The organism is Magnetospirillum moscoviense, from assembly GCF_001650635.1.
Taxonomy (GTDB): domain Bacteria; phylum Pseudomonadota; class Alphaproteobacteria; order Rhodospirillales; family Magnetospirillaceae; genus Magnetospirillum; species Magnetospirillum moscoviense.
Map to the genome: position 1 here is coordinate 37,537 of NZ_LWQU01000174.1, position 20,867 is coordinate 58,403.

General features: G+C 65.5%; 19 protein-coding genes. 14 read left to right on the forward strand and 5 right to left on the reverse strand.

Features of this window, described 5'->3' with window-relative positions; translation table 11 throughout:
* Positions 1-29: 29 nt before the first annotated feature.
* Together A6A05_RS16475 and A6A05_RS16480 are read right to left on the reverse strand one after the other, a co-directional pair.
* The gene (locus tag A6A05_RS16475) at positions 30-704 is read right to left on the reverse strand and encodes a Crp/Fnr family transcriptional regulator (RefSeq protein ID WP_082911030.1); all 675 of its coding nucleotides are present in this window, start codon (positions 702-704) and stop codon (positions 30-32) included.
* The gene (locus A6A05_RS16480) at positions 701-1,213 is read right to left on the reverse strand and encodes a glycine cleavage system transcriptional repressor (protein WP_068503696.1); all 513 of its coding nucleotides are present in this window, start codon (positions 1,211-1,213) and stop codon (positions 701-703) included. Before A6A05_RS16480 ends, A6A05_RS16475 begins: the two co-directional genes overlap by 4 nt.
* Before the next feature lie 114 nt (positions 1,214-1,327).
* On the opposite strand from A6A05_RS16480, the gene A6A05_RS16485 reads away from it, so the two are divergent.
* The 12 genes from A6A05_RS16485 to A6A05_RS16540 all read left to right on the forward strand — a co-directional run bounded on the left by A6A05_RS16485 (position 1,328) and on the right by A6A05_RS16540 (position 14,415).
* Positions 1,328-1,780, forward strand: coding sequence for a c-type cytochrome (locus A6A05_RS16485; protein ID WP_068503698.1), 453 nt, complete (start codon positions 1,328-1,330; stop codon positions 1,778-1,780).
* Positions 1,781-1,863: 83 nt separating this feature from the next.
* Positions 1,864-2,871, forward strand: a complete 1,008-nt coding sequence (gene dusB, locus A6A05_RS16490) for a tRNA dihydrouridine synthase DusB (RefSeq protein WP_068503699.1) — start codon at positions 1,864-1,866, stop codon at positions 2,869-2,871.
* On the forward strand, positions 2,868-3,980 hold the full coding sequence (locus A6A05_RS16495; protein WP_068503700.1) for a two-component system sensor histidine kinase NtrB: 1,113 nt from the start codon (positions 2,868-2,870) through the stop codon (positions 3,978-3,980). The genes dusB and A6A05_RS16495 overlap by 4 nt, the downstream gene beginning before the upstream one ends.
* Before the next feature lie 3 nt (positions 3,981-3,983).
* A complete protein-coding gene (gene ntrC, locus A6A05_RS16500) occupies positions 3,984-5,432 on the forward strand; it encodes a nitrogen regulation protein NR(I) (RefSeq protein WP_068503702.1) in 1,449 nt (482 codons plus the stop codon).
* A 3-nt stretch (positions 5,433-5,435) separates the two neighbouring features.
* Entirely contained in the window at positions 5,436-7,679 is a 2,244-nt protein-coding gene (locus A6A05_RS16505; RefSeq protein WP_068503704.1) for a sensor histidine kinase NtrY-like, read from the forward strand.
* Positions 7,669-9,072, forward strand: coding sequence for a nitrogen assimilation response regulator NtrX (ntrX, locus tag A6A05_RS16510; RefSeq protein WP_068503706.1), 1,404 nt, complete (start codon positions 7,669-7,671; stop codon positions 9,070-9,072). Before A6A05_RS16505 ends, ntrX begins: the two co-directional genes overlap by 11 nt.
* Before the next feature lie 33 nt (positions 9,073-9,105).
* Complete coding sequence (gene trkA / locus A6A05_RS16515; protein WP_068503707.1) at positions 9,106-10,482, forward strand: Trk system potassium transporter TrkA; 1,377 nt, start codon at positions 9,106-9,108, stop codon at positions 10,480-10,482.
* Positions 10,483-11,331 carry a D-amino-acid transaminase gene (locus A6A05_RS16520; protein ID WP_068503709.1) on the forward strand — a complete coding sequence of 283 codons (849 nt, stop codon included), beginning with the start codon at positions 10,483-10,485 and terminating at the stop codon, positions 11,329-11,331.
* Entirely contained in the window at positions 11,328-11,999 is a 672-nt protein-coding gene (locus tag A6A05_RS16525) for an HAD family hydrolase (RefSeq protein WP_342670029.1), read from the forward strand. The genes A6A05_RS16520 and A6A05_RS16525 overlap by 4 nt, the downstream gene beginning before the upstream one ends.
* 83 nt (positions 12,000-12,082) lie before the next feature.
* Positions 12,083-12,337, forward strand: coding sequence for an RNA chaperone Hfq (hfq, locus tag A6A05_RS16530; protein ID WP_068503713.1), 255 nt, complete (start codon positions 12,083-12,085; stop codon positions 12,335-12,337).
* Between the two features lie 48 nt (positions 12,338-12,385).
* Positions 12,386-13,657 (forward strand): GTPase HflX, encoded by a 1,272-nt coding sequence (hflX, locus tag A6A05_RS16535; RefSeq protein ID WP_068503806.1) that lies wholly within the window; start codon positions 12,386-12,388, stop codon positions 13,655-13,657.
* Positions 13,654-14,415 carry an inositol monophosphatase family protein gene (locus tag A6A05_RS16540; RefSeq protein ID WP_172822303.1) on the forward strand — a complete coding sequence of 254 codons (762 nt, stop codon included), beginning with the start codon at positions 13,654-13,656 and terminating at the stop codon, positions 14,413-14,415. Before hflX ends, A6A05_RS16540 begins: the two co-directional genes overlap by 4 nt.
* Here A6A05_RS16540 and A6A05_RS16545 read toward each other — a convergent pair whose 3' ends face one another.
* The 3 genes from A6A05_RS16545 to mazG are packed head-to-tail and all read right to left on the reverse strand — an operon-like array spanning position 14,416 to position 16,607.
* Positions 14,416-15,168, reverse strand: coding sequence for an SDR family oxidoreductase (locus A6A05_RS16545; RefSeq protein WP_068503715.1), 753 nt, complete (start codon positions 15,166-15,168; stop codon positions 14,416-14,418). It abuts the gene before it with no gap.
* A gap of 9 nt (positions 15,169-15,177) precedes the next feature.
* Positions 15,178-15,810, reverse strand: coding sequence for a hypothetical protein (locus A6A05_RS16550; RefSeq protein ID WP_245644332.1), 633 nt, complete (start codon positions 15,808-15,810; stop codon positions 15,178-15,180).
* Positions 15,807-16,607 carry a nucleoside triphosphate pyrophosphohydrolase gene (mazG, locus tag A6A05_RS16555; protein ID WP_068503719.1) on the reverse strand — a complete coding sequence of 267 codons (801 nt, stop codon included), beginning with the start codon at positions 16,605-16,607 and terminating at the stop codon, positions 15,807-15,809. Before mazG ends, A6A05_RS16550 begins: the two co-directional genes overlap by 4 nt.
* A 186-nt stretch (positions 16,608-16,793) precedes the next feature.
* Between mazG and A6A05_RS16560 the strand changes: the two genes are divergently transcribed.
* Both A6A05_RS16560 and A6A05_RS16565 read left to right on the forward strand, forming a co-directional pair.
* A complete protein-coding gene (locus A6A05_RS16560) occupies positions 16,794-17,693 on the forward strand; it encodes a phosphoribulokinase (protein ID WP_068503721.1) in 900 nt (299 codons plus the stop codon).
* 206 nt (positions 17,694-17,899) lie between these two features.
* On the forward strand, positions 17,900-20,845 hold the full coding sequence (locus tag A6A05_RS16565; protein ID WP_216635820.1) for a DUF3142 domain-containing protein: 2,946 nt from the start codon (positions 17,900-17,902) through the stop codon (positions 20,843-20,845).
* The last annotated feature ends 22 nt before the right edge of the window (positions 20,846-20,867 follow it).

Sequence of the window (20,867 nt, forward strand, 5' to 3'; positions counted from 1 at the left end):
ACAACGAGCGCCATCGTTCCGTGACTAGGTCACACACCGTCGGACAGGCTGGATAGTCCTTTTGCATCGCGGATCTCGACGCGGCCGCGATGCAGGCAGACCCAGCCGCGCCGCTCGAATTCCTTGAGCTGGCGGCTGACCACCTCGCGGGCGGTGCCCAGTTCGACGGCGATTTCCTGGTGGGTGGCGCGGGCGTGGCCGCCGCTATCGGCATGCTGGCGCAGCCAGGCGGCCAGGCGGACATCGACCCGGCCGAAAGCAACTTCCTCGATCAACATCAGCAAATCGCCGATCCGCGCCGCATAGGCCGAGAACACGAAGTCCCGGAACGCTTCCGAGTGCCCGAGAAGGGTGCGGAAGGTCGCGGCCGGCAGCACCAACGCGCGGACGTCGGTCTCGGCGATACCCTCGGCGGCATAATCCTCGCGGGCGATCAGGCAATTGGTGGTCAAGACGCAGGATTGGCCGGATTCCACGCGGTACAGCACGATCTCGCGCCCGTTCTCGGCGACCTTCTGCACGCGGATCGAGCCGTCCATCACCAGGACGTAGCTGGAACATTCGGCGCCGTCCTGGAACAACACGGTGCCGGCCGGAATGGCGGCGACACGGGCCGAATCGCGCAGCAGCCGGGTGCTGTCGGAATCCAGTTTGGCAAACTGGGGAAACGAGGCGACGATATCCCCGTCCATCGATCCGCTCATGCCGCTTCGATATGGCAGGTCAGGTGCAGCTCGCCGGCGGTATTGGCCACCGTCGCCAGGCAGGCATCGGCCCGTTCCGTCAGCGATACGGCGAAGCGGGTGATGTAAAGCCCCTGTTCGGGAAGGCGTTGGGCGTCCATGCGAACGATGTTGGCCTTGAACTCGCCGAACACCTCGGACAGGCGGGCGACCAGGCCGGGACGGTCGCCGCCCGACACCACCACCCGGTGGGTGATTCGCCCGGCCGGCCCGTGGGCGGAATCAAGGTCGAACGACCTGACCGAAATCTGCGCCGCGGCCAGTTCCGGCATCGCTTCCAGCGCGCCTTCGATCTCGAGGGCGTCGATACCGGCCGGCAATTCGCAAATCGAGGTGAATTCGGCGCCGGCGCCCAGCATGGCGAAGCTGGTATCGCCCAGATTGGCGCCAAGGTCGAACAGCCTGCCGGTGATCGCGGCGATCAGGCCGGTGCGATCGGGGCAGAAGATCGAGATCAGGACGGTGCTCATGTCAAAGGCCCGCAGCCGTGGAAAACAGGCCCCATCATGCGCCTTGGCCGGCGGATTGCAACCCACTACCGCGGGCGCGGCGGGGCCGTTATAGTTCGCGCCAGGAGGGGCGGAATGAAGCCGAAAATCGTGATTGGCCTGGTGGTGGCGGCGGCTGTGGTGGCGGGCATCCTGGCATCGCGACCGTGGCAGCGCTTCAGCCACAGCATCGACCCGCGCGACGCCCAGGCCGTCGCCCAGGGGGCCGACCTTTATCGCCGCCATTGTGCCGAATGCCACGGCGCCGACCTGAAGGGCGAGCCCGATTGGCGGGTCCGCAAGCCCAACGGCGAATTGCCGGCGCCGCCACACGACGAAACCGGCCACACCTGGCACCATAGCGACGAGCAATTGTTCGCCATGACCAAGCACGGCATGAGCCGGTTCGCGCCGCCCGACTACCGTTCGGCCATGCCGTCCTTTGTCGGTCGCCTGACCGACCGGGAAATCCGCTCGGTCCTGGCCTATGTCAAGTCGACCTGGCCGGCCGATATTCAGGCGCGCCAGCAACAATTGAACTTACGGTGATTCCGGCGCTGCCGAAAGCTTAGTCACTAGGCAAGCGGCTTTTGCCGTTGCATTGGGCAGCGTCTGCATAATAAATACGCAGCATGACTGCGATCTTGTCGAAACCCCTGTCCGTCGGCGACCTGACCCTCGCCAACCCCGTGATTCTGGCGCCGATGTCCGGCGTGACCGATCTGCCGTTCCGGCGTCTGGTCAAGCGGATGGGCGGCGGGCTGGTGGTGTCGGAAATGATCGCCAGCCAGGCGATGATCCGGGCCAACCGCCAGACCATCAAGATGGCCGCCGGCTGTGCCGAGGAATTCCCGCTGTCGGTGCAACTGGCCGGCTGCGACACCGCCGCCATGGCCGATGCGGCGCGGATGAACCAGGACATGGGCGCCGCCATCATCGACATCAATATGGGCTGCCCGGTCAAGAAGGTCGCCATCAAGGGCGAGGCCGGCTCGGCCCTGATGAAGGACGAGGTGCTGGCCGGGCGCATCCTGGAAGCGACCGCGCGGGCGGTGTCGATCCCGGTGACCTTGAAGTGCCGCATGGGCTGGGATCACCACACCCTGAACGCGCCACGCCTGGCCCGCATCGCCGAGCAAAGCGGCATCAAGATGGTCACCGTGCACGGGCGCACCCGCCAGCAATTCTATACCGGCACCGCCGATTGGGCCTTCGTCCGCCAGGTCAAGGAGGCGGTATCGATCCCGGTGGTGGTCAATGGCGACATCCACACCGAGGCCGATGCCGTGCGCGCATTGCAGGAATCGGGCGCCGACGGGGTGATGATCGGGCGGGCCACCTATGGCCGGCCGTGGTTGCCCGGCCAGGTGGGCGCATACCTGACGACCGGCGAGCACCGTGCCGATCCCTCGCTGGAACGCCAACTCGAGATACTGCTCGCCCATTTCGACGACATGCTGTCCCATTACGGCAGCGATACCGGTGTTCGCATGGCCCGCAAGCATGTGGCCTGGTATTCCAAGGGATTGCACGGCTCGGCCGATTTCCGCGCGGCCGTCAACCGGATGAGCGATGCTGCCCAGGTTCGCCGCGCCATCCTCGACTTTTATCTTCCCCTGTGCGACCGCGAGGCGGCATGAGCGTGAAAACGGCCCTGCGCAGGGTCCCGCGGGACACGGTCGATCCGTCCTTGGTGCTGGGCGCCCTGGCGGCGGCGGTGCTGGTGATCGACGGCGATGATCGCATTCTTTACGCCAACGCGGCGGCCGAGCAATTGTTCCAGTCGGGCCAGGCCTATCTGTGCAACCAGTCGGTCCAGGCGTTGCTGCCGCCCGATTGTCCGATCTTCTCGCTGATCGAGCAGGCCCGTCACGAATCTCAGGTGGTGTCCGAGTACGGCATCATCCTCGACACCCCGCGCACCGGTCATCGGACCGTGACCGTTCAGGTGTCGCCGATCGCCGAAATCCCCGGCGGCGTGGCGCTTTCCCTGCACGAGCAATCCATCGCCTTGAAGATCGGCGGCTCGTTGGCCAGCCGCAACGCCGCCCGTTCGGTCACCGCCATGGCGGCCATGCTGGCCCACGAGGTCAAGAATCCGTTGTCGGGCATCCGTGGCGCCGCGCAATTGCTGGAACTGGGGGCGTCCGAGGAAGACCGCCAACTGACCCGCCTGATCGTCGACGAGGCCGACCGCATCGTCGCCTTGGTCGATCGGATGGAGGTGTTTTCCGAAAATCCGCAGGTCGACCGCGTACCGGTCAACATCCATCAGGTGCTGGAACATGTGCGGCGCATCTCGGAAAACGGCTTCGCCCGCAATGTCCGGATCATCGAGAATTACGATCCGTCGCTGCCTCCGGTGTGGGGCAGCCGCGACCAATTGATCCAGGTATTCTTGAACCTGCTCAAGAACGCGGCCGAGGCCGCACCCGCCGATGGCGGCGAAATCGTCGTCACCACCGCCTACCAGCATGGTGTCCGCTTGGCCGTTCCCGGCAGCGAGGCTCGGCGCCACCTGCCGCTGGTGGTCAGTATCCAGGACAATGGCGACGGCATTCCCGACGATCTGCGCCAGCACCTGTTCGACGCCTTCGTCACCACCAAGCCGGCCGGCAAGGGCCTGGGCCTGGCCCTGGTCGCCAAGATCGTCGGCGACCATGGCGGTATCGTCGAATTTGACTCTATTCCACGGCGCACCGTGTTCAGGGTGATGTTGCCGATGGTCGAGGAAGGGGATCGAGCCTAGGTCATGAGTACACCATCCACCATCCTGGTCGCCGACGACGATCGCGGCATCCGTACTGTTCTGGCCCAGGCGCTGGGCCGCGCCGGCTACGAGGTCCGCACCACCGGCAACGCCTCGACCTTGTGGCGCTGGGTGTCGGAAGGCGAGGGCGACCTGGTCATCACCGATGTCGTGATGCCCGATGAAAGCGGCCTGGACCTCTTGCCCCGCATCAAGAAGATCCGCCCGGAAATGCGCATCATCGTGATGAGCGCGCAGAATACCTTGCTGACCGCGGTCAAGGCGACCCAGCGCGGCGCCTTCGAATATCTGCCCAAGCCGTTCGACATCAAGGAACTGGTCTCGGTTGTCAACCGCGCCTTGACGACGCCGCGCAGCCAGCCCAGCGAGGACGGCGCCGCCGAGGACGAGGAAAAGCTGCCGCTGATCGGCCGGTCGGCGGCGATGCAGGAAATCTATCGGACCCTGGCCCGCCTGATGGGGACCGACCTGTCGGTGATGATCACCGGAGAGTCGGGCACCGGCAAGGAACTGGTGGCCCGGGCGCTTCACAATTACGGCAAGCGGCGCAACGGCTCGTTCGTCGCCATCAACATGGCGGCGATTCCGCGCGAACTGATCGAGTCCGAGCTGTTCGGTCATGAAAAGGGCGCCTTTACCGGCGCCACCCAGCGGGCATCCGGCCGGTTCGAGCAGGCGGAAGGCGGAACGCTGTTCCTGGACGAGATCGGCGACATGCCGCCCGAGGCGCAGACCCGGCTGCTGCGGGTGCTGCAGGAAGGCGAATACACCACCGTCGGCGGCCGCACGCCGATCCGGGCCAATGTCCGCATCGTCGCCGCCACCCACCGCGACCTGACCCAGTTGATCCGCCAGGGCCTGTTCCGCGAGGATTTGTTCTATCGCCTGAACGTGGTGCCGATCCGGCTGCCGCCCTTGCGCGAGCGGACCGAGGACATTCCCGAACTGGTCCGCCATTTCCTGAGCCAGGCCGGGGCCGAGGGATTGCCGCCCAAGGCCATCGATTCCCAGGCGATGGACCGTCTGAAGCGGCATCGGTGGCCCGGCAACGTGCGCGAGCTGGAAAATCTGGTTCGCCGGTTGGGCGCGCTTTATTCCCAGGAAGTGATCGGCGTCGATGTCATCGAGGCCGAGTTGGCCGGCGGCGCCCCGATCGCCGATGCCGTCGCCTCGGTCGAGGGCGAGGGGCTGTCGGCCAGCGTCGAGCGCCATCTGCGCGAATATTTCTCCAGCCACGGCGACAACCTGCCGCCGCCCGGCATCTACGACCGCGTGCTGCGCGAGGTCGAGCGGCCGTTGATCAGCCTGGCGCTCGAGGTCACCCGCGGCAACCAGATCAAGGCCGCCCATATCCTGGGCGTCAACCGCAACACGCTTCGCAAGAAAATCCGCGATCTCGACCTGTCGGTGGCCCGCGGCGGGCTGAAATAGCCGATGGCCGGTGACCGCAGGCGCCAGTTGCCGCGTTTGATGGTGTGGGCCCGAAAGGTCGGGCTGGCCCGTAAACTGGCCCTGCTGCTGGCCTTCACCACCGTACCGTCGGTCATCGCCACCTTCCTGGCCATGACGGTGTCCGGCCCCGAGGTGCCCGACCCGCGGACCGTCCTTAGCCTGCTGGCGCTGGATGTCGCCTTGCTGCTGGGATTGGGCGTGCTGGTGGGGTTGCGCATCGTCTCGGTGTGGCGGGCCCATCGGCGCGGCACCACCGGCTCGCGCCTGCATTTGAAATTCGTCCTGCTGTTCTCGTTGGTGGCGCTGACGCCGGCGATCCTGGTGTCGGTCGGCTCGACGGTGTTTTTCCGCTATGGCGTCGAGGGGTGGTTCTCGGACCGGGTGCGGACCGCGCTGCAGGCCTCGCTGGCCGTCGCCAAGGCCTATCAGGAGGAACACCAGCAGATCATCGGCGGCGACGCCCTGGCCATGGCCAACGACATCAACCGCGAAGGGCCGATGCTGACCAGGTCGCTGCCACGCTTTTCCAATTTCGTCTCGACCCAGGCAGCCGTCCGCGGCCTGACCGAGGCCATCGTCTTCGACGCCCAGGGCAGGGTGCTGGCCAAATCCGGCCTGGCCTTCTCGATCGAATCGGGGCTGGATCAGATTCCGTTCTGGGCTTACGAAAAGGCCCGCTCGGGCGAGGTGGCGGTGCTGACCAGCGAGGATGACGACCGCATCCGCGCCCTGGTGATGCTGCAAGGCTTCTTCAGTGAGACCTTCTTGTATGTCGGCCGTTTCGTCGATCCCAAGGTGATCGGTCACATGGAGCACACCTCGGCGGCGGTGGCCGAATACGAACGGCTGGAAGGCAAGCGCGAAGGGCTGGAACGCGCCTTCTCGCTGGTGTTCGCCGTGGTGGCGCTGTTGCTGCTGCTGGCCGCCGTGTGGGTCGGCCTGAGCATGGCCATGACGCTGGCGACGCCGATCGCCAAGCTGATCGATGCAGCCGAGAAGATTCGCGCCGGCGACCTGTCAATCCGGGTTGACGAGGATGCCGCCGACGAGGTCGGCACGCTGGCCCGCGCCTTCAACCGCATGACCGGCCAGCTGGACCAGCAGCGCCGCGAGCTGATCGAGGCTAACCGCGAACTGGACGAGCGCAGCCGTTTCACCGAAACCGTGCTGGCCGGCGTGTCGGCCGGCGTGATCGGTCTGGACCGCGAACAGCGCATCCATCTGCCCAACCGCTCGGCGTGCGAATTGCTGGGCCTGTCGTCGGAAGAGATGATCGGCCATCCCCTGGTCGATATGGTGCCCGAACTGGCCGACGCCATCGACGACATGCGCCGCCGGCCCGACCGTCTGGTCCATCACGAGGTGCGGCTGTCGCGCGCAGGCCGGGCCAGGACCTTGCTGGTGCGCGCCGCCGCCGAGCGCCTTGAGGGCGAAACCATCGGCTATGTCGTCACCTTCGACGACATCACCGAGCTGGTCTCGGCCCAACGCAAGGCCGCCTGGGCCGACGTCGCCCGGCGCATCGCCCATGAAATCAAGAATCCGCTGACCCCGATCCAATTGTCGGCCGAGCGGCTGAAACGCAAATATCTGAAGGAAATTCAAAGCGATCCGGACACCTATGTAACCTTGATCGAAACCATCGTCCGTCAGGTCGGCGACATCGGCCGCATGGTCGATGAATTCTCGTCCTTCGCCCGCATGCCGGCCCCGCAGATGAAGCCCGAGAACCTGTCGGCCATCTGCCGCGAATCGCTGTTCCTGCAAAAGACCGGATATCCCGAGGTCACGTTCACCGGCCACATTCCCGATCATCCGGTGACCTTGTTCTGTGACGCCCGCCTGATGGGCCAAGCCCTGACCAACCTGTTGAAGAACGCGGTCGAGGCGATCGCCGGCCGGGAAGGCGACGATCTGCCGCCCGGCCAGGTGTCGCTGGTGCTGACCGAGGACGCGACCGGCGCCATTCGCGTCGAGGTAACCGACAACGGCAAGGGATTGCCGGCGGAAAACCGCGAAAGATTGACCGAGCCCTATGTCACGACGCGGAGCAAGGGCACGGGATTAGGTCTTGCCATCGTCAAGAAAATCGTGGAAGACCATGAAGGTGACCTTTATCTGGAGGACGCCCCCTCAGGCGGGGCCCGCATCGGCATGGCGTTCCGCCACACCGAGTCGCAAGCGGCCTCCGCGTCTGCCGACATGACGGTTGAAAATGGCGCATGACATTCTGATCGTCGACGACGAGGCCGACATCCGGGCCTTGATCGCCGGAATTCTGGAAGACGAAGGCTATTCCACGCGTGAGGCCGCCCATTCCGATGCGGCGCTCGAAGCCGTGCGGACGCGCCGTCCCAGCCTGATCATCCAGGATATCTGGCTGCAGGGCTCGAAGCTCGACGGCCTGGGCATCCTCGAGGCGGTCAAGGCCGAGCACCCCGACGTGCCGATGGTGATGATTTCCGGCCACGGCACCATCGAGACGGCGGTCGAGGCCATCCACAAGGGCGCCTACGACTTCATCGAGAAGCCGTTCAAGACCGACCGTCTGCTGATCATCATCGAGCGCGCCATCGAGGCCGCCCGCCTGCGCCGCGAGAACCAGGAACTGCGCCTGCGCATCGGCGGCGCCACCGCCGTCGGCGACATGGTCGGCGTGTCGGCCTATGTCCAGCAGATCCGCCAGATCATCGAAAAGGCGGCGCCGACCAATTCGCGCGTGCTGATCACCGGCCCGGCCGGTTCGGGCAAGGAAGTGGTGGCCCGCATCGTTCACGCCCATTCCAAGCGGGCCGACGCGCCCTTCGTGGTGCTGAACTGCGCCGCCATGCACCCCGACCGCATGGAAATCGAGCTGTTCGGCTCGGAACACGGCCATGACGGCCATGATGGCCAACGCAAGGTCGGCACCTTCGAACAGGCCCATGGCGGCACGCTGCTGCTGGACGAAGTGGCCGACATGCCGCTGGAAACCCAGGGCAAGATCGTCCGCGTCCTGCAGGACCAGACGTTCGAACGGGTCGGCGGCACCAAGCGGGTCGAGGTCGATGTCCGCGTCATCGCCACCACCAACCGCGACCTGCAATCGGAAATGACCGCCGGCCGTTTCCGCGAGGATCTGTTCTATCGCCTGAACGTCGTGCCGATGCGAGTGCCGGCGCTTCGCGACCGCAAGGAAGACATCCCCCATCTGGCGCGCCATTTCATGTTCCTGGCGGCCCAGGCCGCCGGCGTGCAGCCGCGCACATTGGGCGAGGACGCGCTGGCGGCGCTGCAGGCCTATGACTGGCCGGGCAATGTGCGCCAACTGCGCAATGTGATGGATTGGCTGTTGATCATGGCCCCGGGCGAGCAGTCCGAGGCGGTGCGCGCCGACATGCTGCCCAGCGAAATCGGCGCCATCACGCCGGTAGTGCTGCGCTGGGAGAAGTCGGGCGAAATCATGACGTTGCCACTGCGCGAGGCCCGCGAACTGTTCGAGCGGGAATATCTGCTGGCCCAGGTCAACCGTTTCGCCGGCAACATCTCGCGCACGGCCGCCTTCGTCGGCATGGAGCGGTCGGCGTTGCATCGCAAGCTCAAGCTTCTGGGCGTCAACACCGACGACAAGGCACGTTAGAAGCGTGGCTGCGTCGGTCCAAAGGGGGCAGGGATGAAGGTCATCGTTTGCGGCGCCGGCCAAGTCGGCTTCAACATCGCCCATTACCTGGCCGGGGAAAGCAACGACGTCACCGTCATCGACCAGCGCCCCGATCTGATCCGCAAGATCACCGATACCCTGGACGTCCAGGCGATCCTTGGCCACGCCTCGCATCCGTCGGTGCTGGAACAGGCCGGCGCCGGCGACGCCGACATGATCATCGCGGTGACCCACGCCGACGAGGTCAACATGGTGGCCTGCCAAGTGGCGCACTCGCTGTTCAACGTGCCGACCAAGATCGCCCGCGTGCGCGCCCAGACCTATTTGCAGCCGATGTGGTCGACGCTGTTCACCCGCGATCACATGCCGATCGACGTCATCATCAGCCCCGAGATCGAGGTGGCCCGCGCCATCACCCGACGGCTGGAAGTGCCGGGCGCCATCGACGTCATCCCCATGGCCGGCGACAAGGTCCGCCTGATCGGGGTGCGGTGCGATCTGCAGACGCCGCTGATCAACACGCCGCTGCGTCAATTGACGGTTCTGTTCCCCGATCTCAACATCGTGGTGGTCGGCATCGTCCGTGACGGCCGCGCCATCGTGCCCAGCCCGGAAGACCAGATGCTGGACGGCGACGAGGTCTATTTCGTCGTCGACACCTTGCATGTGCCGCGCGCTTTGTCGGCCTTCGGCCGCGAGGACCAGGAAGCCCGCCGGATCATCATCTTCGGCGGCGGCAATGTCGGCCTGTTCCTGGCCCAGCAATTGGAAGAGGAATTCCCGGCGGCATCGATCAAGGTCATCGAGGCCGACAAGGAACGCGCCGAGTTCGTCGCCAAAAGCCTGAACCGCGCCGTGGTGCTGAATGGCGACGTGCTGGACCCGGAAATCCTCAACGAGGCCGGGGTCTCCCACGCCGAGGCAGTGGTGTCGGCCACCAATGACGACGAAACCAACATCCTGGCCTCGCTGCTGGCCAAGCGCTACGGCGCCCGGCGCTCGATGACGCTGATCAACAAGACCACCTATTCGGCGCTGATGGGGCCGTTGGGCATCGACGTGGTGGTATCGCCCCGGACCATCACGGTATCGAACATCCTGCAGCATGTCCGCCGTGGCCGTATCCACGCCGTCCATTCCCTGCACGAAGGCTTCGGCGAACTGATCGAGGCCGACGCGCTCGAGACCTCAAGCCTGGTGGGAAAGCCGCTCAAGGAAGTCAAGCTGCCGACCGGCGTGCTGTTGGGCGCGGTGGTGCGGGGCGGAACGGTGATCAGCCCGCGCGGCAACACCATCATCCAATCCGGCGACCGTGTCGTCCTGTTCGCCGCCGCCGAATCCGTCAAGAAGGTCGAGAAGATGTTCTCGGTCCGGCTGGAGTATTTCTGATTGTCCCGCGTCAGCTATGTCAACGGCCGCTATGTGCCGCACGACCAGGCGGTGGTCCATGTTGAAGACCGCGGCTTCCAGTTCGCCGACGGCGTCTATGAGGTTCTTCCCCTGGTCTCCGGCCGCATCTGCCATCTCGATCAGCATCTTGATCGCCTGGGCCGGTCGCTGGGCGCCCTGGCCATCGCCAGGCCGGTGCCGCGCCGGGTTCTGCCGATTCTGTTGGCCGAAGTGGTGCGCCGCAATCGTTTGGCCGACGGCCTGGCCTATATCCAGGTGACGCGCGGGCCGGCGGCTCGCAACCACCAATTCCCGGTGGCGGCGGTGCCCAGCCTGATCATCTCGGTGTGGCCGACCAAGGCGGTGACCGCCCACCAGCTGGAAAACGGCGTGGCGGTGGTGACCCGGCCCGACCAGCGCTGGAAGCGCCCCGACATCAAGAGCGTCGGCCTGCTGCCCAATGCCCTGGCCCGACAATCGGCCAAGGAAGCCGGCGCCGTCGAGGCCTGGATGGTCGATGACAGGGGCATGATCACCGAGGGCGCGGCCACCAACGCCTTCATCGTCGCCCGCGATGGCGCGCTGCTGACTCATCCGGCCGACCAGCGCATCCTGGCCGGCATCACCCGGGGAAACGTGATCGCCTTGGCCCGCGCCGCCGGCATCGAGGTCGGCGAGCGCCCCTTCACGCTCGAGGAACTGAAGAATGCCCGCGAGGCCTTCATGACCGGCTCCACCATTACCGTGCTGCCGGTGACCAAGATCGACGGCCAGCCGGTCGGCGACGGCAAGCCTGGGCCGATCACCCTGCGGCTGCGCGCCCTTTACGCCGAGCTGCGGCGATCGTGACCGTTCGACCGCGCGCCATTCTGTTCGACTGGGACAACACGCTGGTCGATTCCTGGCTGTGCATCCAGGAGGCCTATAACCGCACCTTCCGCCATTTCGGCATGGGGCAATGGAGCCTGGACGAGACCCGGGCCAACGTCGCCCGGTCGCTGCGCGACACCTTCCCGGAAATGTTCGGCGAGCGCTGGCTCGAGGCCAAGGACGTCTTCTATCAAAGCTTCGAGGCCATCCACCTGTCGCATTTGCGCCCCTTGCCCGGGGCCCAGGACATGCTGGAGGATTTGCGGGCGAGGGGGATCTATCTGGCGGTGGTCAGCAACAAGCGCGGCCAGTATCTGCGCCAGGAAGCCGAGCTGCTGGGATGGGCCGGCTTTTTCGGAGCGCTGGTCGGCGCCGCCGACGCCGCTCAAGACAAGCCGGCCGCCGCACCGGTCCATCTGGCGCTCCGTTCGGCGCCGGTGGCCGCCGGCCCCGACGTGTGGTTCGCGGGCGATGCCGGCGTTGACCTGGAATGTGCCGTCAATGCCGGCTGCGTTCCGGTGCTGATTCGCCCCCAACCTCCCCAACCGGGTGAGTTCGCGTCCCACCCGCCCCGATATTATTTGGAAAATTGCCAGAGTATGACCGCGCTTATGGCCGAACTATGGGTTCCCAACGCCCCGATTTGATGGTAACTCCAAGGCAACAGGGGAGCTTCATCGCCAATGCGGATGAAGACTCTACTCGGGCAATAAGAACGGAATTAAAGACGATGTCCGCCGAAAAATCTCAGAACGTCCAGGATGTGTTTCTCAATCACATCCGCAAGAACAAGACCCCCGTCACCGTCTTTCTGGTCAACGGTGTGAAGCTTCAGGGGATCGTGACCTGGTTCGACAACTTTTCGGTGTTGCTGCGCCGCGATGGTCACACTCAGCTGGTGTACAAGCACGCCATCTCCACGGTGATGCCGTCGACGCCGATCCAGCTGTTCGAGCCGCAGTCCAAGGAAGGCGGCGAGGAATAGGTGCCAGGCGAACAGGCCGACAAGCCCGGTTCGACCCGCCCGCGTGCCATGGTCGTCCACCCGGCCCTCAAGGCCGGGGAGGGCGGTTGTCGCTCGCCAGAGGGGCGGCTGGCCGAGGCTGTCGGCCTGGCGCAGGCCATCGATCTCGATATCGTTGCCGCCGAATGGGTGGCGGTCAACAAACGCCGCCCGGCGACCTTGATCGGCAAGGGCGCGGTCGAGCGCCTGGCTGTATTGGTCGAAGAACAGGCGATTGCCGTCGCGGTGATCGACGGCCACCTGACCCCGGTGCAGCAGCGCAATCTGGAAAAGGCGTGGTCGTGCAAGGTCATCGACCGCACCGGCCTGATCCTGGAAATTTTCGGCGCCCGTGCCCGCACCCGTGAAGGCACGCTTCAGGTCGAGCTGGCTGCGCTTTCCTATCAGCGCTCGCGGCTGGTGCGGTCGTGGACCCACCTGGAACGTCAGCGCGGCGGCTTCGGCTTCCTGGGCGGCCCCGGCGAGACCCAGATCGAGGCCGACCGCCGCATGATCGGCGACCGCATCGTCAAGCTGAAGCGCGAGCTGGAAGAGGTCAAGCGCACCCGCGAGCTGCATCGCCACGCCCGCCGCCGGGTTCCCTATCCGATCATCGCCCTGGTCGGCTACACCAATGCCGGCAAGTCGACTTTGTTCAACACCCTGACCCGGTCCGAGGTGCTGGCCAAGGACATGCTGTTCGCCACCCTGGACCCGACCATGCGCGGCCTGGTGCTGCCCTCGGGGCGCCGGGTGATCCTGTCGGACACCGTGGGCTTCGTGTCGGACCTGCCGCACGAGCTGGTGGCCGCCTTCCGCGCCACCCTGGAAGAGGTGCTGGAAGCCGACATCGTCGTCCATGTCCGCGACATCTCGCACCCCGACACCGAGGCCCAGGCCGCCGATGTCGAGACGGTGCTGAAGGAACTGGGCCTGGCCGAGGTGGTCGATCGCGGCCTGGTCGAAGTGCTGAACAAGATCGATTGCCTGCCCGAGGCCGAGCGCCTGGAATGCCGCAATCAGGCCGAGCGGCGCCCCGATTGCCTGGCCCTGTCCGCCCTGACCGGCGACGGTGTCGAAACCTTGCTGGCCCATCTGGACTCGCGATTGTCGCACGGCCAGGAGACCATCGAGGCCGAGGTGGCGCTGGCCGACGGTGCCGGCATCGCCTGGCTGTACCGCCACGGCGACGTCACCGCCCGCATCGATGACGACCACGTCGCCCGCCTGACCGTCCGTCTGGACCCGGCCAACGCCGAGCGTTATCGTCAGCGTCTCGCCAAGAAGAGCAAGAATCCATGATCGACGTCGCCCGGGTCACCGCCATCATCCGTGAGGTCGCCGAGGCCGAGATCCTGCCGCGCTTCAAGAATCTGCGCCGCGACCAGATCCGCGAGAAGAAGCCGAACCAACTGGTCACCGAGGCCGACACCGAGGCGGAGCGCGCCCTTGCCCCCCGCCTGCGCGAATTGGCGGACGGCGTGGTGGTCGGCGAGGAAGGGGTCGAAAGCGATCCCACGGTGCTGAGCGCGCTGGAACGATCCGGCGTGGTGTGGGTGATCGATCCGGTCGATGGCACCGCCAATTTCGCCAACAACAATCCCCGTTTCGCGGTGATCGTCGCCCTGGTGGTGGACGGAATCACCCAGATCGGCTGGATCCATGATCCGGTCCCCAACCTGACCGTGGTCGCCGAGCGCGGGCAGGGGGCGTGGCGCGACGGCACCCGCCTGAAGGTCGCGGCCGAAGTGCCGCTGGCCCAGATGACCGGCTCGGTCAAGAAGCGGGGCCGCGTCGCCGATCAGGTGCTGCATGTGGCCCGGCGCGGCAGTGCCGCCCACGATTACCTGGACCTGGCCGCCGGGCGGCAGCATTTCGTCCATTTCCGCCGGCTGATGCCATGGGACCACGCCGCCGGCGTGCTGATCCATCAGGAAGCCGGCGGTTCCGCCCGCCTGTTGAATGGCCAGGATTACCGGCCGGTGCTCAACGTCGAAGGTCAGCTGCTGCTGACGCCAGGCGAAAAAAGCTGGCAGGACATCGCCGCGCTGATGGATTGATCAGCGCCGATAGACCGTCAGGCCGGCCGGGGCCTGGCAGGTCGGCATCATCTCGATGCGGTTGATGTTGACGTGGGCGGGCAGGGTCGCCGCCCACACCACCGCCTCGGCGACATCCTCGGGCGTCAGCGGCTCGGTGCCGGCATAGACCTTGGCTGCCGCTTCCTTGTCGCCCTTGAACCGCACTTCGGAAAATTCCGAGCCGCCGCACAGGCCCGGCTCGATGTTGGTCACCCGTACCCGGGTCTTGACCAGATCGGTGATCAAATTCAGCGAGAACTGGGTCACCGCCGCCTTCGAGGCGCCATAGGCGTTGCCGCCGGGATAGGGGTAGGTGCCGGCGGTCGAGGACAGGTTGATCACATGGCCGCGGTCGCGGGCCACCATGCCGGGCAGCACCGCCCGGGTCATGGACATCAAGCCCTTGACGTTGGTGTCGATCATGGCCTCCCAATCGTCCAGGCTGGCCTGATCGGCCGGTTCCAGACCCAGGGCCAGGCCGGCATTGTTGACCAGAACGTCGATGTCGGCGAAATCGGCGGGCAGGGTGGCGATGGCCTGTTCGATTCCGGCGCGGTCGCGGACATCAAGCACCAGCGGCAAGGTCGGAACCGCCAGCTCGCTGTTCAACACCGCCAGCCGGTCGGCGCGACGGCCCACCAGGATCAGGCGATCGCCCAGGGCGGCGAAGCGCTTCGCGATGGCCTCGCCGAAGCCGGCGGTGGCGCCGGTGATCAGGATGGTACGGGGCATGGCGGATTCCTATAACGGGCGGCTGGGGTCGGGATCGCGCAGCATCACCAGGGTCGGCGTGGACGACAGCGGGTTTTCGATCTTCCAGATATAAACGCGATACTGGCCGAACGGCCTGACCTCGGTGGCATTGTGACGCAAGACGTTGGCATCGGTGGTGATGCGGAACTCGCCTTCCATGCCGATGCCCAGCTCGGCCATGCGCTGGGCGTCCGACGCCTTGACGCCGTTGGCGTCGATGATGATGGTGCCATCCTCGTTTGATTTCAACGAGATCAGGCGGGCGTCTCGCCGCAAAAGCGAGGTCAGCTGCACCTTGCCCAGCCGGCCGCCGCGCTCGTATTTCAGATGGAAGCGGCCCTTGCCGACCTTCTTCAGGTCCTTGACGGCGATGTCGCGCACCAGGTCCTTGTAGATGTTGTTGTGGCGCTCCAGCTCGTTCTCGGGCGTGATCGTGCCGTTGGCGTAATCATGCAGGATGGGCGCGTAGATGACGTCGCCCTCGTACGTAATGGCCCAGTCGCCATAGCGCGAGATGCGCAGCTCGCCCTTGAACTTGTCGGGGATGTAGCAAGACGACAACAAGACGGTGAGGGCCGCCACCGACAGCAAGCGGACCATGCCGCCGAACATACCCCTCATGGCCCGTCCCCCTTGCTCCGTTCCTGGTGCTTGGCCTGCACCCACAATTCTTCCATCTCGTCGAGGCTCGCCTGGGCCGGGTTCCGGCCGGCGCGCCTCAATTCGGATTCGATATGACGAAATCGGCGCTCGAACTTGGCGTTGGCCCGCTTCAGGCACCGCTCGGGATCGATTGTGAGCTTGCGGGCTAGGTTCGCGCAAGCGAAGAGAAGGTCGCCCATCTCGTCCTCGACCCGGTCAAGCTCGGCGTCGTCGGTGATTTCAGCTTTGATTTCAGCTAGTTCTTCGTCGATCTTGTCAACGACGTCGAGCGGCTTGGCCCAGTCGAAGCCGACACGGGCGGCCCGCGCCTGCAGCTTCAGCGCCCGGGTCATCGGGGGCAGGGAGCGGGCGATTCCGTCCAGCACGCTGTCGGTTCCCTTGGCGGCTCTCTCGGCCTCCTTGGTCGCTTCCCACGCCTGGGTCTGTTCGGTGGCATTGCGCGCCTCGGCCTGGCCGAACACATGGGGATGGCGGCGGATCATCTTGTCGCAGATCGCCGCCACCACATCATCGAAGCCGAAATGACCAGCCTCGGCGGCCATTTGCGCATGAAACACCACCTGGAACAGCAGATCGCCCAATTCGTCGCGCAAGGCCTCCATGTCGCCATGGTCGATGGCGTCGGCCACCTCGTAGGCTTCCTCGATGGTGTAGGGGGCGATGGTGGCGAAACTCTGTTCCCGGTCCCACGGACAGCCGCCTTCCGGCGCCCGCAAGGTCCGCATGATGGTCAGCAAATCGTCGATGGAGGGCATGGCCTGCGGCGGGGAAGGTTTAAGGGGACGGCAACCATAGCGCATCCGAACCCACCCGTCTGCGTGGAGATTGGCCCGTCCACCTGCGTTGACCAGCCAGCCCCACGGGGTGAAGCGGCCATAGCCCTTACTCATGTAAGGTTTCCTGCATAGGGGACCATCAGAGTCCCGTCATGGGAGGCAGGAATGTCCGTCAGGCATCCGATCATCGCGGTCACCGGCGCCTCGGGCGCGGGCCGGGAATCCGTCAGGTTCGTTTTCGACCGTCTGTTCCGACGGGAAGGCATCACCGCCGCCTATGTCGCGGGCGAGAGCTTTCATCGCTTCGACCGGACCGAGTTCAAGGCCGCCGAGGCCGAAGCCGCCGCCAGCGGCAACCCGCATTTCAGCCATTTCGGTCCCGACGCCAATCTGTTCGACGAGCAGGAGCGTCTTTATCGCGATTACGGCCAAAGCGGCACCGGCCGGCGGCGTCATTACCTGCACGGCGACGATGACGGCCGCCGGCTCGGCTATCCCGAACTGGGGGGCGGCCGGTTCACGCCCTGGGAGGATTTGCCGCAAGACACCGACCTGATGCTGTACGAGGGACTGCACGGCGTGGTCCGCGGCGACGGCTTTGATCTTGGCAAACATGTCGATCTGAAGATCGGCATGGTGCCGATCATCAATCTTGAATGGATCCAGAAGGTCCACCGCGACACCGCCAAGCGCGGCTACTCGCGCGAGGCGGTGATGGACCGCATCCTGCACCGGATGCACGATTACACCCATTACATCCTGCCGCAATTCAAGCATTCGGATATCAACTTCCAGCACGTGCCGGTGGTCGATACCTCGGAGCCGTTCATCGCCCGTGACATTCCTGCGGTGGACGAGCGGGTGGTGGTGATCCGCTTTCGAAAGCCCGAGGAAATGGGCGTGGATTTCCCGCTGCTGCTGAGAAAGATCGCCGGCTCGTGGATGACCCGGCGCAATACGCTGGTGGTGCCCGGCGGCAAGCGTGAACTGGCCAAGGAACTGATCCTGACCCCGATCTTGCGCCGGCTGATGGACCGCCGCGCCGAGGTCAGGGGAGCGGCCTGATTTCAGGTCTTGGCAAGAAACAGGGCGGCTTTCCCGAAGGAGCCGCCCTTGTTGCCATGCGCAATTGTCGCATAATGCATATTATGACGTTTATCGTGACGCCCTCATCTGGTACGCCTGCTGGTGACCATGGTCATCGTGATCGGGACGGCCACCTAAGCCCGGTGATGCCCGACTGGGCCGCCTTGGGCGAAAGTGGTCGCCCCGTGACCATGGTTGTCCGTATCGACACCTCGATGGCACGCCTGAACGCCACCGAACTCGTCAAAAGTCTTGGCGCCCAGGTCGAGCGCTGGCACGCGGCCGGAGTAAGCCTGGCTGGGCTGGAGATCGACCACGACAGCCCAACGGCCCGGTTACCAGAATATGGCGCCTTCCTGCGTCTCGTGCGTCGCGAATTTTCGTTGCCGCTTTCGGTGACCGCGCTGCCGACCTGGCTAGAGGCGCCGGCCTTCGATCAAATCATCGCTGTCGCCGACGAAGTGGTTTTGCAGGTTCACGCGGTCCGCCAACCCGTCCGGGGCGAAGGTCTGTTCAGCCCGAGCAACGCCATGGCGTGGCAGAAGCGGATGGCGTCGCGCAGTACCAAGCCGTTTCGCCTGGCCCTGCCCGCCTATGGAACCCGCATCGGTCGCGACGAGGATGGTTCGGTGGTGGTGGTGGAAAGCGAGGCCCCGGCACCAGGGGGCGCGCATTCCGAGGAATTGGTGGTTGCACCCGCCGAAGTTCGCAGGTTCCTGGACGACCTTCGGGGCAATCCCGCGCGCAATCTGGCCGGAATCGTATGGTTTCGCCTGCCCAATACCGCCGATCGCCGTGCCTGGAGCCTCGCCACGTTACGCGCCGTTATCAACGGCATGCCAGTGAATGGCAACGCGCACGTGATGGTGGAAGACAGCGACACTGGGGCCGGCATCTTATTGCTCGCCAATAACGGCGTCACTGACGCTCGCTTGCCCCATCGACTGGTCCTGCCCGCCGGCTGCGGCCATGCTGGCGGAGCTAATGGATATCACCTGGACACCGACGGCAGGACCTTGATCCGGGGGCGCGACGGCTTGCTGCGCATGGCGAGCGCCGTCTCCATCGCCTGCGTCATGGATGTGACGCCCAACATGCTCGATGACCGCGACGCGTCGGTACGTGAACCGATCACCCACAGTTTCTCGTTTGAACTGCGAGCGATGCACGGCGCGCCGAAGGACGAGCTGAGGTTTCGTGACGTCTGCCACTGGCCCGAGACCCCTGAGGCTTGCGCGATTCGCATCGAGAGCGATGGGCTCAGTCCCCGGCAGGTCGCTACGCTCAAGACGGTCCGCGCGAGCAATGGCGACGCGTTCGAGGCGGCCGACGGCTTGCCGATTGCTGTCCGCCACTATGTGGCCGGTGCCAAAGCCTTCCACGCCAAGCGGTGGGACCAGGCGGCAGAACATTTCCACGCCATCCAGACCCTGCCCGAGGAGGCAGCAAGGCCGCGCCTGGTGTGGGCCACCTACATGCTGGGCCGTACCTTGGTGGCCCAGGGGCGCGAGATTGAAGCCGCGCCGCAATTTGCCGCTACTCGCGCCCTGGCGTTGCGTGGCCTGCCCGACCCACACGGGTTGGCGGTCGCCAGCCTCGGCGAGGAAGCGCGCATCCATTTTCGCCGCGCCAAGGCGCTGCTGGAGGACAGTGTGCTGGCCCCGGAAAAAGCGGCCGCCTACACCTCGGCCATGACCCTGGCGGCGACCTTGTATCTCGATCAGTCGGTGCGCGATGACCAGGGCGGCACGGCCTCGCTACGCGCCATGGTCCGCCATTTGCGCGGCCACCGCAGCATCGCCGAGGCGGCGGTGCGTCATCCGCTGCTGCGCCGCCTGATGGTCGCCAACACGCTGGCCGATTTCCTGTGGTCGGTCCCCGACCCCGATGAGTCCCCCGTCGATGATTCCTGGAATTTTCCCGACGCGGGAGTCGATGCCTCGGCGCTGGCGGTCCTGGTGGCCGAAGCTGTGCATGACGAGCCCGGGCCGGTGCCCGACTTGGACCGGCTGGCTGCCCTGGCCTACCACCAGGCGCGTTACGACCTGGCTGCCCAATTGGTGGAAAGAGCCCACGGCCCCATGGCCGCCTGGGTGCGCGCAAAGTTGGCCTTGCAGGGCGGCGACGAAGCCGCTGCCGCGCGCCATTACGCCGAGGCCGCCAAGGCCTTCCCCGCTTCGACCGCCAATCCGCTGGACCAGGCCGGCATGAACCGTATCCAGGCCGAGACCGGCGTGCTGGCCTTCTCGCGCGGCGAATATACCCAGGCGATGTTGCTGCTGATGAATAAAGGTCATTGGGGCGACGTCGCCGCCATCGGCGAGCGGGTTCTGACATTGAACGAACTGAAAACCTTCGTGGATGCACGTCCGGCCCTCCATCTTAGCGGTGGAGACGACGCGAACCTGCGGGACTTACTGGCCCGCCGGCTGGTCCGTACCCACCGAATCGCCGACGCACTGCCCTATTTCGCCAGTGACGATGTGCGCGCCAAGGCTGCCGAGTATCTTGCGACGCTCAAGGACGCCGAGGGAAGCTGGAGCAGGCTGGCGCGTGGCGAGGCGTGGTACCGGGCCGCCGTACTTGCCCGCATTTGGGGCATGAAGATGATGGGGACCGAGGGGGCGCCGGACCATGCCGATTGGCAAAGCCGGAACTGCTGCGTCGCCGAGATAGAGCCTGCCAACGACGAGGAGCGCAAGCGAATGGAAGCCGACCCGGCCAAGCCTTTCGCGCGGTTCCATTACCGCTATATCGCGGTCGATCACGCACAGAAGGCGGCCGACATGCTGCCGCCGCGCTCGCAGGCTTTTGCCGCCGTTCTTTGCCACGCTTCGGATTGGATGCAGCAGACCTGGGAAATGGGCAGATCCTGGGATATCTACCAGCGTTACGTCCGCGAAGGAGCCCATGTCCCCTTCGCCCGGCATTTTGGCCGTAAATGTCCAACCCCAGACTTTGCCGCAGCCCCGGCCAGTGAACGCCGCCTGATGATTCTCAAGGCCCGCAATTTTCTCTCCGCCAACCGCTGGTGGGCGGCGGGATTGTTAGCGACGGTCCTGGCTGTCACTGGTTGGTGGCTGGTTCATCGACGCCGCACTTTTTGCCATCATTGCACCAAGTCCCAATAAGGCCGGCCCAAGAGCCATTCGG